This is a genomic window from Streptomyces sp. NPDC058291, from assembly GCF_042880855.1.
Classification (GTDB): domain Bacteria; phylum Actinomycetota; class Actinomycetes; order Streptomycetales; family Streptomycetaceae; genus Streptomyces.
Window position 1 is genome coordinate 56,466 of the sequence record NZ_JBHVYK010000015.1, and the last position, 15,140, is coordinate 71,605.

The 15,140-nt window shown below is 70.6% G+C and carries 14 protein-coding genes; 8 read left to right on the forward strand and 6 right to left on the reverse strand.

Annotated elements, in window-relative coordinates; genetic code table 11:
• Genes ACFVYK_RS10525 through ACFVYK_RS10535 form a run of 3 tightly spaced genes read left to right on the forward strand, consistent with a single transcriptional unit; the run spans nt 1 to nt 1,397 of the window.
• Complete coding sequence (locus tag ACFVYK_RS10525; RefSeq protein WP_389771188.1) at nt 1–435, forward strand: roadblock/LC7 domain-containing protein; 435 nt, start codon at nt 1–3, stop codon at nt 433–435.
• 1 nt (nt 436) lies between these two features.
• Nucleotides 437–793, forward strand: coding sequence for a DUF742 domain-containing protein (locus ACFVYK_RS10530; RefSeq protein WP_389771191.1), 357 nt, complete (start codon nt 437–439; stop codon nt 791–793).
• Nucleotides 780–1,397, forward strand: coding sequence for an ATP/GTP-binding protein (locus ACFVYK_RS10535; protein WP_389771194.1), 618 nt, complete (start codon nt 780–782; stop codon nt 1,395–1,397). Before ACFVYK_RS10530 ends, ACFVYK_RS10535 begins: the two co-directional genes overlap by 14 nt.
• A 74-nt stretch (nt 1,398–1,471) precedes the next feature.
• On the opposite strand, the gene ACFVYK_RS10540 is transcribed toward ACFVYK_RS10535, so the two are convergent.
• A complete protein-coding gene (locus ACFVYK_RS10540; RefSeq protein ID WP_389771197.1) occupies nt 1,472–1,888 on the reverse strand; it encodes an ankyrin repeat domain-containing protein in 417 nt (138 codons plus the stop codon).
• Between the two features lie 211 nt (nt 1,889–2,099).
• On the opposite strand from ACFVYK_RS10540, the gene ACFVYK_RS10545 reads away from it, so the two are divergent.
• Complete coding sequence (locus ACFVYK_RS10545) at nt 2,100–3,476, forward strand: glycoside hydrolase family 43 protein (protein WP_389771200.1); 1,377 nt, start codon at nt 2,100–2,102, stop codon at nt 3,474–3,476.
• Between the two features lie 28 nt (nt 3,477–3,504).
• Here the strand turns inward: ACFVYK_RS10545 and ACFVYK_RS10550 are convergent, their stop codons facing one another.
• Together ACFVYK_RS10550 and ACFVYK_RS10555 are read right to left on the reverse strand one after the other, a co-directional pair.
• Nucleotides 3,505–5,541, reverse strand: coding sequence for an aromatic amino acid ammonia-lyase (locus tag ACFVYK_RS10550; RefSeq protein WP_389771319.1), 2,037 nt, complete (start codon nt 5,539–5,541; stop codon nt 3,505–3,507).
• 171 nt (nt 5,542–5,712) lie between these two features.
• Entirely contained in the window at nt 5,713–6,672 is a 960-nt protein-coding gene (locus tag ACFVYK_RS10555) for an ABC transporter substrate-binding protein (RefSeq protein WP_389771203.1), read from the reverse strand.
• Nucleotides 6,673–7,073: 401 nt separating this feature from the next.
• Between ACFVYK_RS10555 and ACFVYK_RS10560 the strand changes: the two genes are divergently transcribed.
• The 4 genes from ACFVYK_RS10560 to ACFVYK_RS10575 are packed head-to-tail and all read left to right on the forward strand — an operon-like array spanning nt 7,074 to nt 12,015.
• A complete protein-coding gene (locus tag ACFVYK_RS10560) occupies nt 7,074–10,481 on the forward strand; it encodes an ATP-binding protein (protein ID WP_389771206.1) in 3,408 nt (1,135 codons plus the stop codon).
• Nucleotides 10,478–10,954, forward strand: a complete 477-nt coding sequence (locus ACFVYK_RS10565) for a roadblock/LC7 domain-containing protein (protein ID WP_389771209.1) — start codon at nt 10,478–10,480, stop codon at nt 10,952–10,954. Before ACFVYK_RS10560 ends, ACFVYK_RS10565 begins: the two co-directional genes overlap by 4 nt.
• A 31-nt stretch (nt 10,955–10,985) precedes the next feature.
• Nucleotides 10,986–11,429 (forward strand): DUF742 domain-containing protein, encoded by a 444-nt coding sequence (locus ACFVYK_RS10570; RefSeq protein ID WP_389771212.1) that lies wholly within the window; start codon nt 10,986–10,988, stop codon nt 11,427–11,429.
• The gene (locus tag ACFVYK_RS10575) at nt 11,416–12,015 is read left to right on the forward strand and encodes an ATP/GTP-binding protein (protein ID WP_389771215.1); all 600 of its coding nucleotides are present in this window, start codon (nt 11,416–11,418) and stop codon (nt 12,013–12,015) included. Before ACFVYK_RS10570 ends, ACFVYK_RS10575 begins: the two co-directional genes overlap by 14 nt.
• A 222-nt stretch (nt 12,016–12,237) precedes the next feature.
• Here ACFVYK_RS10575 and ACFVYK_RS10580 read toward each other — a convergent pair whose 3' ends face one another.
• From ACFVYK_RS10580 to ACFVYK_RS10590, 3 genes are read right to left on the reverse strand one after another with little or no spacing between them, the layout of a single operon-like run.
• Nucleotides 12,238–12,906 (reverse strand): ABC transporter permease, encoded by a 669-nt coding sequence (locus ACFVYK_RS10580; RefSeq protein ID WP_389771218.1) that lies wholly within the window; start codon nt 12,904–12,906, stop codon nt 12,238–12,240.
• Complete coding sequence (locus ACFVYK_RS10585) at nt 12,903–13,619, reverse strand: ABC transporter permease (RefSeq protein WP_389771221.1); 717 nt, start codon at nt 13,617–13,619, stop codon at nt 12,903–12,905. The genes ACFVYK_RS10580 and ACFVYK_RS10585 overlap by 4 nt, the downstream gene beginning before the upstream one ends.
• A complete protein-coding gene (locus tag ACFVYK_RS10590) occupies nt 13,616–14,770 on the reverse strand; it encodes an ABC transporter ATP-binding protein (RefSeq protein WP_389771224.1) in 1,155 nt (384 codons plus the stop codon). Before ACFVYK_RS10590 ends, ACFVYK_RS10585 begins: the two co-directional genes overlap by 4 nt.
• Between the last annotated feature and the right edge of the window lie 370 nt (nt 14,771–15,140).

Here is a 15,140-nt window from a genome sequence, read left to right on the forward strand (position 1 = left end):
ATGACACCCTCCCTCCCCAACACCAACACCCAGCTCGACCAGCTGCTCACCGGCCTCGTGGAACGGGTCGCCGACGTCAACCAGGCCGTCGTGCTCTCGGAGGACGGCCTGGTGGTGAGCAAGTCCACCGGTTTCCTGCGGGAGGACGCGGAACGGCTGGCGGCGACCGCGTCCGGCCTGATGAGCCTCAGCAAGGGCGTCAGCATGGATTTCCGCGGCGGTCCGGTGCGCCAGGCGCTCATCGAGATGGCCAACAGCTACCTGATCCTGACGTCGGCCGGCCCGGGCGCCCATCTCGTCGTGCTGGCGGGGAAGAACGCTGACGTCGGCGTGGTCGCGTACCAGATGAACATGCTGGTCAAGAAGATCGGTGAGCACCTCAGCGCGGCGCCGCGGGCCCATGTCGGTCCCGCTGGGCCCACCCACGGCGGGTGAGGTGAGCGGAGGCGACGAAGCGGGCCGGCTCGTCAGGCCGTTCACTCTCACCGGTGGACGAACCAGGCCCAGCCGCGCCGACTTCACGCTCATCACCACCGTGACCGCTGTGGACCCGCCGCCCGAACGGAGGGTGCGGCCGCAGCCGGAGCACGGCCGGATCCTGCGGCTGTGCGTCCGGCCGGTCGCCGTGGCGGAGCTCGCGGCCCATCTCGACCTCCCCGTCAGTGTGGTCGCCATCCTTCTCTGCGATCTGCTGGAGGCGGGACTGATCACGGCCCGTCCGCCGCGCTCCGTCACCGGGGCGCACGATGTGGACCTGCTGCAGAAAGTGAGGGACGGCCTTGGCCGGATCTGACGGCGCCGCTCCCCCGACCGCATCGGCGGCGGCCCCTGACACGGTGAAGATCCTCGTCGCCGGCGGCTTCGGCGTCGGCAAGACCACCATGGTCGGAGCGGTCAGCGAGATCACCCCGCTGCGCACGGAGGAGCCGCTGACGGCGGCGGGTCTCGACGTCGACGATCTGAAGGGCATCGAGGAGAAACGGTCCACCACGGTGGCCCTCGACTTCGGGCGGATCACCATCGGGGACGACCTGGTGCTCTATCTCTTCGGTACGCCCGGCCAGCAACGTTTCTGGTTCATGTGGAACGACCTGGCCGTCGGCGCGCTGGGGGCGGTGGTCCTCATCGACGTACGCAGGGCGGAGTCCAGCTTCGCCGCGGTCGACTTCTTCGAACGGAGGGGAATCCCCTTCGTTGTTGCAGTGAACGGTTTCCACGGCTTGCACCCGTACCCCGCGGAGGAGATCAGGGAGTCCCTGGCACTGCCGGAAAACGTTCCCGTGTTGCTGTGCGACGCGCGGGAGCGGGAGTCCTGCCGGGATGTGCTGGTCGCTCTGATCGACCGGCTGATCGACGACCTCACCCTGCGGGCGTCCGCCTCGCCCCCGGCTCGCTGACCTCGGCCGAGCCACGCCCGTCGCTCGTCGCCTTCACTCCGTCGCGGCCCGTCGCGTTCCTCGGGCCGGTCCCGTCACCGGGCTCCGGCCGCGCGCAGTACGGCGATCGTCTCCGGGTGGGGTCCCGCGGTCGCCCATTCGAGGGGCGTCAGCCCGGTGCCGTGGTCCTCGCGCAGCTCGGGGTCCGCACCGTGGGCGAGAAGGATGCGCACGGTGTCGACGTGTCCCCAGCAGGACGCCGCGCACAGCGGAGTCCCTTCGGCGCCGAGGCCGGCGCTCTCGGCGTCGGGCGGCGCGCCGGCCTCCAGCAGTCTGCGCGCGACCTCGGCCGCGCCCTGAACACCGGCCGTGTACAGAGGGGTCGTGCCCTCGGAGTCGGCCGCCGCCGGGTCCGCGCCGCCCCGCAGCAACCGGTCGACGTCGTGAACCGTCCCGAACCGGGCCGCCGCGACGAGACGAGCCGTCAGTTTCTTCTGCCGTCTTCTGTTCACGGTCACCGAGAGTAGCCCGGCCTTGCCGAGGAGATCGCGGAATTTTTTTCCTGGGCCGCTCACAGGCACGAGGCGGGAAACCGCCAAGCGTGTCCCAGTGATTGACCTGCTCCCCCGCCACCCCTACTTTCTGACCGACTCGCCGAACCTAGTTCGATATATCGAATGACCGGTCGGCGGCAAGGGCACCCCCAGCACCCCTGGAGCACACATGACCCCCAACCCTGACCCGTCCCGCCGCCTCTTCCTCGGCGCGGCCGCCTCCGTCCCGCTGGCCCTCACCCTCGGCGCCCCGGCCGCCCACGCGGCCGACTCCGCTTATGTGATGGGTTACTTCACCGAGTCGACGAAACTCGGCGACGGCACCGACTACGGTCTCCACCTCGCGGTCAGCACCGACGGGTTGCGCTGGATGCCGCTGAACCAGAACAACCCCGTGGTCACCCCCACCGAGGGCGCCGGCGGCCTGCGCGATCCGTTCATCCTGCGCAAGCAGGACGGCACCTTCGTCGTACTGGCCACCGACCTCAAGGGCACCGACTGGAACTACGTCAGCCAGTACGTGCACGTCTGGAACTCGACCGACCTGCGCACCTTCACCGGCTACCACCGTCTGAAGCTGCACGACATGAACACCCACAGCTGGGCGCCGGAGGCGTTCTGGGACGCGAGCCGCGGCCAGTACGCGCTCATCTACTCCGCCGTCAACAGCAGCGGCCACAACGTGATCATGGTCAACTACACGACCGACTTCGTCACGGCCTCGGCCCCCCAGGTCTTCTTCGACCCGGGCTACGACGTGATCGACGGCGACATGGCCGTGGGCGTGAACGGCGTCAACTACCTCTACTTCAAGAAGGACCAGACGCTGGTCGGCGCCCGGTCCAACTCCCTCCACCCGGGCAGCTTCACGGTCTTCAGCACCGGCGTCGCACACGGCGGAACCGAGGCGCCGACCCTGGTCAAGTCACTCACCTCGAACACCTGGTGGCTCTGGGGGGACACGTACACCCCCAACGGCGTCTTCTACGCCTGGCAGTCCACGAACCTGGCGGCGGGCACCTGGACCGCGCTGGACCAGAAGACCTACACCCAGCCGGTCAACTCCAAGCACTGCGGCGTCACGACGATCACCTCGGCCCAGTACGCCAATCTCGTCGCCACGTGGGGCGCCCCCGCCTGGAACCGCCTGAAGTCCTACAACTTCCCCGCCAGATACCTGCGCCACTCCGACTACGTCGCCCGCATCGACGAGTACCCCGTCGAGCCGTACAAGGACTCGCAGTGGACGCTCGTGCCGGGCCTCGCGGACAGCGCGGGCGTCTCCTTCCGGTCGGTGAACTACCCGACCCGCTATCTGCGGCACTACGACTACCAGCTCCGACTCGACGTCAACGACGGCACGTCGACGTTCGCCGGGGACGCGACCTTCTACCGCACGGCAGGCCTCGCGGACGCCGGCTGGTCGTCGTTCCGTTCGTACAACAACCCGACCCGTTACCTCCGGCACGCGAACTACGTGCTGCGCATCGACCCGATATCGACAGCGACGGAGCAACAGGACGCCACGTTCTTCGTGGGCTACTGACCGGGGACGGCACGGCGCGGCGTCCGCCTCACAGGTCGGCCAGCACGGGCAGCAGTCGGACGGCCGCGGTCACGTCGTCGGTCAGGGGGCGGTCCTGTGTGTCGGCGGGCAGGGCCGCCGCCGCCACGGTGTGCGCCGCGACGCGGGGCGGCTCCGGGTGCAAGCTCAACGCCCTCACCGCGACGACCAGTTCGCAGGCGAGGGCGGTGGCGTAGGCCTCCGTCGCGCGCAGGGCCTGGCGGGCCGCCTGGCCGGCGAAGCTGGCGGCCTCCTCCAGCCCCCGGGAGAGGACGGCGTGGCCCACCGAGGCGGGCGTCGCGGACGAACGCAGCTCCGCCAGAGCCGAGTTGGCGGTGTACTCCAGGATCATCGTGCCCGAACTGCTCGCGGGTCCCGCGGCGAGGAACGCGGGCAGGCCGGTGAGTCCGGGGTCGCCGAGCGCCGCCAGACGGGCGGCCGAGAGCTGGGCCGTCTGCAGCAGGGCGAGGACGGCGGCGTCCAGGGCCAGTCCCATAGGCGCGGCGAAGAAGCCGCCGTGATGGTAGGCCGCGGCGGCGTCGGCGTCCATCAGCGGATTCTCGGAGGGGCAGTTGATCTCCACCTCGACGATCTCGCGCAGTCTCTCGCAGGCGTCCAGCGCGCAACCGTGGACCTGCGGAAAGGCCCGGAAGCCGAACGGGTCCTGGATGCGTCCGCCCGAGCGGTGTGGTGGACGGTCGGCCAGCCCGAGCAGCCGCCGCACCTCGCTCGCCGCCCGGGCCGCGCCGGGATAGGGACGCAGGGCGTGCACGGGAGCCGCGTACGCCTCGGGTGAGCCGGACACCGCCGCGAGGGACAGCGCGGCGACGGTGTGCGTGGCCCGCAGCAGCACGTCCAGCTCGCTCTGGACGAGCGCGGCCTGCCCGAGCGCGAGGGCATTGCTGCTGAGCAGCGCCAAGGCGTCACCGGGCCGCAGCGCGACGGGGGCGGGAGTCCCGGCGGCGGTCACGGCGGCGTGAGGGGCAAGGGTAGGCGCAGGGCCGGCAGCAGGGGCAGGAACCTGGCCAGGGGTGCTCCGGGCGGCCGCTGCGGGACGCGCGTCGAGGGGCACGTCGGCGGAACGGGCAACGGGGACCATCACGAACTGCACCGGAGCGACGGATCCGGCAGCGGGCCCGTCGCCGGCAACAGCTGGGGAAGCGGGAGCAGCAACGGATGCAGAGGAAGCAAGAGGAGTAAGAGGAGTAAGAGAAGCAGCGGTAGCGGTAACAGAAGCAGGAGCTGTAGCAACGGCAGAAACGGCGCCGCCGAGCCCGGCCTCCGCAGCAACCCCGGTAACCGATTCAGTAACGGCATCAGCAACGGCCGTGGCGACCGGCTCGGCAGCAGCAATGGCAGTGGCAGTGGCAGTGGCAGTGGCAACGCTTGCAGCAACGGATCCAGCGTGAACCCCGGAATCGGTCGTGTCGGCGACCTCCCCCGGCCGGGCTGCCTCTCCGACCGGCCCTGACTCTCGTACCGGCCCCGATCCCTGTACCGGTTCCGACCCCCGCACCGCTCCTGACCCCCGTACCGGTCCCGGGGACTCGGGGCGCGTCCAGGGGCGTTCACCGATGAGCGTCAGGCCCGTCTGCGCCAGGGCCGTCAGGTCACCGGTGCCGATCCCGCCGTACTCGTTGACGGCCGGGTGGACTCCCAAGCACAGGGCGTCCGCGAGGGCGTCGATGAAGGCGGGCTGGATGCCGGAGCCGCCGGCGAGCAACTGGTTGGCGCGCACCGCGAGCATCGCGCGCACCTGGCGGGCCGGGAGCGTCGCGCCGGCTCCACCCGCGTGGCTGCGCAGCAGGCGCAGGCCGTGCGCGGCCTCGTCGTCCTCGCCGACCGGCACCGAGCGCTGCGCGCCGACGCCGGTGCCCCGGCCGTACAGCCGCCCGCCGGCGGCGAGCCGCTGCGCGGTCCGCCAGGAGCGTTCGGCCCGTTCGCGGGCCTCGGGGGCCACCGCGGGCACGGCTTCACCGTCGGCGAGCGCGATCAGCTCGCCGACGGTGAGAGCGGTTCCGTCCAGGACGACCCGGGCACCCGCCAGGCGCGGGGGTACCCGAATCGGTCCGTTCGCGGTCGCGGCTTCCGTCGCGGTCTCGGTTGCGGTGACGTCCAACGGATCAGCGGTTCACTCGTTCATTCGTTGATTCGTTAACTGGCACAGTCGCTCAGTCGCTCAGTCGCTCAGTCGCTCGGTCGCTCAAGCCGCGGAGCCTCAGCCCAGGCCGGCCGACTTCAGCCAGGCCTTGGCGACGTCGAGCGGGTCCTTGCTCTCCAACTGCACCTGCGAGTCCAGGTCGAGCAGGGCCTTCGTGTCGAGCTTGGCGGAGACGGCGTTGAGCACGTCGACGCCCTCCTTCGAGAGCCCGCTCTTGTAGACGAGCGGGGTCACGTTCGCGAATCCGAAGAGGTTCTTCGGGTCCTGGAGGACGACGAACTTCTCCTTGGTGATGGTCGGGTCCGTGGTGAAGATGTCCGCGGCCTGCACGGTGTCCTTCTTCAGCGCGGCCTGGGTCAGCGGGCCGCCCGCGTCGAGCGCCTTGAAGGACTTGAACTTCAGCCCGTACACCGAGTCCAGGCCGAGCAGGCCCTGCTGGCGGGTCTGGAACTCGGGCGAACCGCCGAGGACCAGCTTGGGCGCGACGTCCTTGAGGTCGGCGAGCGTGGACGTCGCGGTGAGGTCGTACTTCTCCGCGGTCGCCGCGTTGACCGTGACGGAGTCCTTGTCCTCGGCCGGCGACGACTCCAGCAGCGTCAGCTTGGAGTCGAGCTTGGCCTTCACCGCGGTGTTCACGTTCGCGAGCGAGGTCTGCGCGGCCTTCGCGTCGAGGTAGGCCAGGAGAGAGCCGTTGTACTCCGGCAGAACGGTGATGGAACCGTTCTTGAGCAGGCCGTACGTGGTCTCCCGGCTGCCGATGTTGGGCTTGTAGGACACCTTGATGCCCTTGGCCTTCAGAGCCTCGCCGTAGATGTCGGCGATCAGGATGCTCTCGGCGAAGTTGTTGGAGCCGACGACCACGGTGTCACCGGCCGCCTTGTCGCCGGCGAGCGGGTCGGAGGTGTCGTCGGACGAAGAGGAACATCCCGCGAGCAGGGCCGTCATCACGGCGAGGGCGATGGCCGCCGCACCGGGGTGGTTCCTGAGGGACCTGCTGCTGTGGGTGTTGGAAGTCACGGTTCCCGTTCCGGGCTGTGGGGTTGATGAGAACTCAAACACTCTGACCTGATCCAATCCATCCGCTTCTTGATCAGTCAAGAGCGGCAGGATCACCGATTGGCTTCGATCTGTGATCACTTGTGTGCGGATCGGTAGATCACCTGTGTACCTCCCGCAGGACTCCGAGAGGGCGTTCGCAAGCCGCTTCGTAATGGATTCTTGACGTGGGGGGGCGCGCTCGACCGTTCGAAGAGGCGATAGTCTCGCCGGAGTTGGCCTCCGCCACAGCAGTCGGCGTAGGCCACAGCGGTGTACGGGGGCCGCTCCAGTGTCATCACACAAGGACACGTGTGTGCACGAAAATGCACACATGCGAGACCCCTCTTGCTCGCTCGCAACACCCTCTTGAAGGAGGCCCGGTGTCCACGAAAGAGGTGGACGCGTCCGCCCGGTCGGCACCCTCGGCATCGTTCTTCGCCCGTCGGGGCCTGCGGGGTTTCGCCGACCGATGGCCCTTCCAGCGCAAGCTGAACGTACTGGTCGGTATCCCGCTGACCGTGATCGCCCTCCTGCTGACGTACCTCATCGTCGACCTGGTGCAGGAGTCCAACCGCGCGGAGGACGCCGCCAGGCTGGTGCGCGACAGCACCGAGGTCGCCCAGCTGGTCGCCGACCTGCAGGACGAACACCAGCAGGCGATCCTGCTCTCCGTACGGCACGAGGCGGCCTTCGACTCCGGCGCCCCCTCCACGGACGGATACCGCCAGTCCCAACTCGTCGTGGACGCGCAGGTGCAGAAGGTGCTGGACGCCTTCGGCGGCCGGCTGCCGGACTCGGAGGCACAGGCCCTCAAGGAGGTTCAGAGCCTCGCCGGGCTGCGGTCCACCATCGAGCAGGGCTATCTGCCCGCCGACAACATCGACCCGGCGTACTCGGGAGCGGCCGACGGCCTCATCGACGGCCTCAACCTGGACCGCAACTCCGCGCTGGCCACCACCTTCACCGGCAACCTCCTCGACTCGCTGCTGCGCGCCGACGCCGCGCACGGCGCCTACGAGACCGGCGTGTTCTCCGCGCGCACGGGCGACAGCAACGCGCTCATCGAGTTCACCGGCGCGGTCGGTTCCTACGAACTGTTCACCTACCAGGCGCAGCGCTTCGACCGGTTCGCCGACGAGGCGCAGTCCGAGGAGTTCGGCGGCATCGAGCACAACTCCTCGCAGGCGTCGATCAGTCAGGACTACGCCGAGCTGGCCGTGGACCCGAGCGCGCTGCAGGCGGAGTCCAAGTCCGCGATCCGCGCGTCGTTCCGGGACGCCCTCGCCTCCTACCCCGCATACAGCTCACAGGCCGAGATCCGGCTGAAGACCACCGCTTCCCTCATCGGCCAGATCGCCGACCGGGCGGACGACACCGCTTCCAGCGCCCAGTGGCGCGCGGGCCTGCTGCTCGGTCTGGCGCTGCTCTGCTTCGCCCTGTGGATCGCCTTCTCCATCCTGGTCCGCCGCTCCGTGGTCCGCCCGGTGCTGGCGCTGACGGACGCGGCCCAGGAGGTCGCCCACGTCGCCGGCCGCGAACTCGCCCGGGTCGCCGACGACGACGCCGAGGAGTCCGGCCCGCCGCGGCTGCGCGAGCTGCCGGTCACCGCCGACGACGAGATCGGCGAACTCGCCGAGGCCTTCAACAACGTCCAGACGACCGCGGCCGCGCTGCTGGAACGCCAGGTGCTCAGCCGGCGCAACGTGGCCGAGATGTTCGGCAACGTCGGCCGCCGCGTCAGCAACCTGACGACACGTCAACTTGCCTTGATCGACGCGGTGGAGCGGGGCGAGACCGACCCGGCGCTGCTGGCGCGTCTCTACTCCATCGACCACATCGCGGTGCGCCTGCGCCGCAACGCCGACAGCCTGATGCTGCTGGCGGGCATCCGCGAGACCGGCCTGGACTCCGGACCGACCGAGCTCACCAACGTCGTGCGCGCCGCCCTCGGCCAGATCGAGGGATTCCAGCGCGTGCGGCTGCGGGCCGTGACCGAGGCCCTGGTGGAGCCCGACATCATCGGCGACCTGACGCTGATGATCGCCGAACTCCTCGAGAACGCCGTGTCGTTCTCGCCCGAGGGCAGCCCCGTCGAGGTGGTCGTGGGCTCCGACGACGACGGCGCGTCGATCACCGTCTGCGACCACGGCCTGGGCATGAGCGCCGACCGTCTCGCCGAGGAGAACGCCCGCCTGGTGCGCCGCGAACGCCTCGACGTCGTCCCGACGAAGGTGCTGGGCCTGTTCGTGGTCGGCGCGCTCGCCCGCCGCTGGGACGTCGACGTCACCCTGTCGCGCACCCCCGGCGGCGGCGTGACGGCCGAGGTGCTGATCCCCTCGACGCTGCTCCTGACGATGAGCGAGGTGCACCCGGCGGGCAAGCCCGGCGCGGCCGACGCCCCGTCCGCCGGCGCACCGGCCGTTCCCTCGGCTCCCGCGGCCGGCCCCTCCCCGTCCGCCTCGGTCCCGTCCTGGGCCACGCGCGAGGACGATCCGGCCGAGCTGCCCCGCCGGGTCCCCCGCCGCGACCCGTCTCCCGCCGGCCGCGAGCCCGAGCCCGCGCTCCCTGCGAGGTCCGGCCCAGGACGCCCGACGACCGGCGCCGCGCCTGCCGAGCCCGCGCCCCACACGCGCCCCGCCGATCCGGCCGAGCCCGCCGTCCATGCCCGTACGGACGAGTCCGGGGAGCCCAGAGGCACGACCGGAGCCGGCGTCTCCGCCCGCACGACGCCGTCCGGGACAGCCGAGACCTACCGCGCACGCGAGGTCCGCACCCACCCCACGGAGCACTCGGCCCCCACCGGTACGACGGAGCCCACGCTCCACGCCCGCGCCACGGATCCGACGCCTCACGCCCGCACGACGACCGGCCCCGACGACAGCGCCGCCCCCGCACAACGCCCGGGTCTCCCCGCCCCTCACACGGAGGCGATCACTACCGATGTCGACCGGTCCGACCAAACGGATCTGACCGTCCGGACGGATCTGACCGACCGAACGGACCGAATGGACCGGACGGACCGGACGGACCGGACGGACCGGACGGACCGGACGGACCGGACGGACCGCACGGAGCAGGTTGATCGCGCCGACCGGACCCGACCGGCTCCGACGGCCGAACCGGCTCGACCGGCCGAACCGGACGTTCACCGTCGCGCGGCTACCGTCGGCGCCTCTCCCTCCCGGGCGGGCTCCGAAGCCCTGACGGCAGGGTCGTCCGGCGAGGCAGCGCCGAAGGCCTCCGCGCGGACCGGCGTCGACGCGCCGGCCGTCGGCGGCGACGGCGCCCGTCCGCTTCGGCGGCGGGTGCGCGGCGCCACGCTGCGGACGACCGTCGACGCCGCCGCCCATCGGGCGGGGCGCCCCGCGGGCCGCCCCGCCGACGCCGACGCCGTGCGCAGCGCACTGGAGGAGTTCGAGGCGGCCGTGGCCCGGGCGCACCGGGACAGCGGCGGCGACACGGGGGAACACCCGACCCCGGCCGGCATCCGCGCCGACGCCGGCCGGCCCGCTCCCGGCAACAGATCCACTGAGGCCCCGGTCGGGCCCCGGAACGACCACCGCCCCGACCACCACCGCGTCCACCGTCCCGACGATCAGCCCGATCAGCCCGATCAGCCCGACCAGCTTGACCAGCCCGACCAGCTTGACCGGACCGACCGGACAGCGCCGTCCGACCCGTCCGCCCCGTCAGACGCGTCCGACCGGAGCGAGGCGATCGCCGACCCGATCGCCGTCCGGGACACACCGCACCACCAGAACCACCTTCCGGAAGGAGCCGAGCAGTGAGCACGTCGACAGGTGACACTCCCGCCGGAGACGCCAGGCCGACCGATCTGCGGGCCGCCGCAGCCGACTTCACCTGGCTGCTCAACCGATTCGCCACCGAGACCGCGGGAGTGGTGGACGCCATCGCGGTGTCCTCCGACGGGCTGCTGATCGCCGTGTCGGAGCTGCGCGAGCACGCCGACTCCGAACGGCTGGCCGCGATCGTCTCGGGCATCACCAGCCTGGCCGCGGGCGCCTCCGGCAACTACGGCCTGGGGGGCCTGAACAAGGTCATCATCGACCTGGAGGGCGGTCACGTCCTGGTCTCCGCGATCGGCAGCGGCGCCGTCCTCGGCGTCGTCACCGACAAGGAGGCCAAGCTGGGCAACATCGCCTACGAGATGACGGTGTTCGCCAACCGGGCCGGCGCCGCGCTCAGTCCGCAGCTCGTCCTGGAGCTGAAGAACAGCGTCGGCGCCACGCGTACGCGTTGACCGCGTGCCACCGTAGAGAAAGCGAACACCGATGGCGGACGGCCGCACCCCGCGCGGGGCCGGCGAGGACGGCGTCGCCCCCGTCGGGCCCGCGCCCGCCGTCCGGCCCTTCCTGGTCACCGCCGGGCGGGTCGCGGGCGGCTCGGGCGAGGCGTCGTCCGGCCGGACGATGCCCGTGGAGACCCAGTTGGTGGCCACCACCGACGGGATCGACGCACTCGACCGGCTCTTCTTCGAGCAGCACGACATCGTCGCCGCCTGCCGCGTGCCGCAGTCGATCGCGGAGATCGCGGCCCGGCTGCGGCTGCACCTGAACGTGGTGCGGGTCCTCGCCGAGGACCTGCGGACGGCGGGGCAGCTGTCGGTGCACGTGCCCGACTCCGGCGTCACCCACGACGCGTCCGTCCTGCGCAGGGTTATCGATGGCCTGCGGGCCATCCCCGACTCCCGTGGAGTACTTCGTGACACCGACTGAACCGCTGGTCCGCGCCTCGGCCGGCCAGTCCGCCGTACGGCCGCCGCTGCCGGTGAAGCTGGTGATCGCGGGCGGCTTCGGCGTGGGCAAGACGACCGCCGTCGGCTCGATCTCCGAGATCGAGCCGCTGACCACCGAGGCGGCCATCACCGAGGTCGCTGCGGGTGTGGACGACCTCAGTCACACCCCGCGCAAGACCACGACGACGGTCGCGATGGACTTCGGCTGCATCACCATCGACCCGACCCTGAAGCTGTATCTGTTCGGCACGCCCGGACAGGAGCGGTTCGGGTTCATGTGGGACGACATCGTGGAGGGCGCGGTCGGTGGGCTGGTCATCGTCGACACCCGCCGGCTGGACGACTGCTACGCCGCCGTCGACTACTTCGAGCACAAGCAGATCCCGTTCGCCGTTGCCGTAAACGCTTTCGACGGCCAGGTGGCGCACACGCTGGACGAGGTTCGCTGGGCCCTCGACGTGTCGGACGGCGTTCCGCTGCTCGTCTTCGACGCCCGCGAGCGCGGCTCGGTGCGGGACGCTCTGCTCGTGGTGCTGGAACAGGCTCTGGAACGTTCTCAACGCTGACGAGTCGGTCGGACCGACCGAAATCCGCGAGACCTCAGATCAGAAACGGCATGGAAACGGCAGAGCCGTGGTGCGGAGAAAGGTGTTTCTCCGCACCACGGCTCCGCCGTTTCCGGTCCGTCGCCAGGACGCCGTTCGCGGACGCCGCCGCGGTAGCAGCGGTCACCGGCGTCACTGGCGTCACTGGCGTCGCGGACTACCAGCGTCCCGCTCCCGGCGTCCCTAGTTGCTCCTGCGCACCCCTGGGGAGACGGCCGCCGCGGTCGCCGCCCAGAACACCGCGAGGGTCACGAGTGCCAGACCGGCGACGAGGGCGGCGCCGCCCACCACCTTCTCGTAGTCGTGCTGGTAGAGGCCATCGACGATGTAACGGCCGAGGCCGCCGAGGCTGACGTACGCGGCGATGGTCGCCGTGGAGACGATCTGGATGGCCGCCGAGCGCATGCCGCCGAAGATCAGCGGGAGGGCGACGGGCAGTTCGACGCGCAGCAGGACGTCGGTCTCGCGCATGCCCATGCCGCGCGCGGCGTCCACCGGGGACGGGTCGACGGAGCGCACCGCCTCGTACGTGGTGACCAGGATCGGCGGGACGGCGAGGATGACCAGCGGGATCATCACGGGCAGCATGCCGAACCCGAGCACGATGGTCGTCACCACCAGCAGGCCGAAGGTGGGCAGCGCCCTGGCCGCGGTGGCGACGAGAGAAAGGACGTTTCCACCGCGTCCGTAGTGACCGGTCACCAGCCCGACGGGGAGCCCGATGGCGGTCGCGAATGCAAGCGCTTCCAGGGAGTACTGCACGTGTTCCCACAGGCGGGTGGGGATTCCGTCGTAACCGTGCCAGTGCGCGCTGTCGCTGAAGAAAGCGCTGACGAAATTGAGTACGTTCACCGGACTGCGTCCTCCAGTGCGGGCACGGCCGGTTCGGGTCGGGCGCCGGCGTCCTTCGACCTGCCGCGGCTCGGGCCGCTCGGCATCCAGGGGGTGAGCAAGACGCGCACGACGACCAGGAGGACGTCCGCCAGGACCGCCAGGGCGGCACTGGTGAGCACGGAGTTCCAGGCGAGTTCGGGCCGGTTGTAGATCTGCGCGTCGTGCAGCAGGTTGCCGAGCGCGCCCTGGTTGCCGATCAGCATGCCCACGCTGACGAGGCTGATGCTGGACACGGTGGCCACCCGCAGTCCGGCGATGATCGCGGGCACCGCGATGGGCAACTGGACCTGGAGGTAACGGCGTACGGGGCCGAAGCCCATGGCGGTCGCGGCGGCCAGGGTCTCCTGCGGCACCGAGCGGACGCCGTCGACGATCGCCGGCACGAGCACCACGAGGGTGTAGATCGTGAGCGGGATCATCACCGTGAGTTCGGTCTGCCCGGTGTAGTCGATGAGGACGACGAAGAAGGCCAGGGACGGGATCGCGTAGAGCACGGTCGTCACCCACAGCACGGGCGGGTACAGCCAGCGCAGCCGCACGCACAGCTGGGCCAGCGGGAGCGCGAGCAGCAGCCCGGCCAGCACCGGCAGCAGAGCCTCGCGCAGGTGCAGCCCGATGAGTCCGAGCCAGTCGTGCTGCAGGTCGCTCGGGATGTCGAAGAAGCGGTTCACCGGATGACCTTCTGGACGCCGACCCGGGTGGCCTGCGGCTCGTCACGGCCTGCCGCGTGGGCGCCGCGGATCGCCTCGGCGATGGACGCCTGCGAGACGACTCCGGCGGCCCGGCCTTCGGCGTCCACGGCGACGGCCCAGCCGGTGGGCGACAGGACGGCGCAGTCGAGCGCGGCCCGCAGCGAGTCCTGTCCCGCGACGAACGGCCTTCCGCACGCGAGCAGTCCGGCGACGTCGATCTGTCCGGCCGTGAGCCGTTCGGGCTCGCTCCAGCCGAGCGGGCGGCCGTCCACGCCGGTGACGAGCACGTAGGGGGCGTCGGCCGCGCCGCGGGCGGCGATCTGCTCGGCGGTGGCGTCGATCGCGACGACCGGCGCGGTGAGCAGTTGCAGCCCGGCGGAGGAGAAGAACGACAGGCGTCGGATGCCGCGGTCGGCGCCGAGGAAGTCCTCGACGAACGCGTCGGCGGGATCGGACAGCAGCTCCGCGGGCGGTGCGAACTGGGCGAGCCGGCCGCCGGTGCGCAGCACCGCGACCATCGTGCCCAGCTTGACGGCCTCGTCGATGTCATGCGTGACGAACACGATGGTCTTGCCCAACTCAGCCTGGATGCGCAGGAGTTCGTCCTGCAGCCCCTTGCGGACGACCGGGTCGACGGCGGAGAAGGGCTCGTCCATGAGCAGCACGGGCGGATCGGCGGCGAGCGCCCGGGCCACGCCGACGCGCTGTTGCTGGCCGCCGGAGAGCTGGTAGGGGTACCGCTTGGCGAAGGAGGCGTCGAGCCCCACTCGCTCCATCAGTTCACGAGCCCGCGCGCGGGCCTTGTCCTTGCTCCAGCCGAGCATCCGGGGCACGGTGGCGATGTTGTCGACGATCGTGCGGTGCTGGAAGAGTCCGGCGTTCTGGATGACGTAACCCATGCCCCGGCGCAGGGTGTTGACCGGCTGCTGCCGGGTGTCCACGCCGTCGATGAGGATCGTGCCCTCGCTGGGCTCGACCATCCTGTTGATCATCCGCAGGGTGGTCGTCTTGCCGCAACCCGAGGGGCCGACCAGGACGGTGATCGAACGGTCCGGTATGTCGAGGGAGAGCCGGTCGACCGCCACCGTGCCGTCCGGGTACCGCTTGGTGACTGAATCTATCCGTATCAAAACGCCGAATACCCTTCGGGTCTGGCAATTTCCGCCCGTACTCGACCGATCGAGTTCGGATCATTGTGGGGAGAGTCTAGACCGCTTACCAGATCAGCAGTCCGCCGCCGACCCGCCGGTCGCGTCGCTCGCTCGCCTCGATGCCCACCGGTCCCGCTCGGATGTGACAGCGGTGTTTCGTGGCTGTCCGACCGGGCGGACAGCTTCCTCGGCGAGCAACTCGGAGCAAGCGCGTACGAGAGGATTTCAGCCAGGACGGCGGGCCTCACGCCCGGGTCGACGACGTCACCGTCGTGCGAAACGGTTTCTGCCTGTGCGCCCCCTGTGAGTCCGCTGATTCTCACTCTTCCCTCAGGAGCGGCTCAGAGAT

Excerpts from the sequence above, each read along its gene's own strand:
- ACFVYK_RS10525 (WP_389771188.1), top strand. The coding sequence starts at position 1 with ATGACACCCTCCCTCCCCAACACCAACACCCAGCTCGACCAGCTGCTC.
- ACFVYK_RS10545 (WP_389771200.1), top strand. The coding sequence starts at position 2,100 with ATGACCCCCAACCCTGACCCGTCCCGCCGCCTCTTCCTCGGCGCGGCC.
- ACFVYK_RS10570 (WP_389771212.1), top strand. The coding sequence starts at position 10,986 with ATGGCGGACGGCCGCACCCCGCGCGGGGCCGGCGAGGACGGCGTCGCC.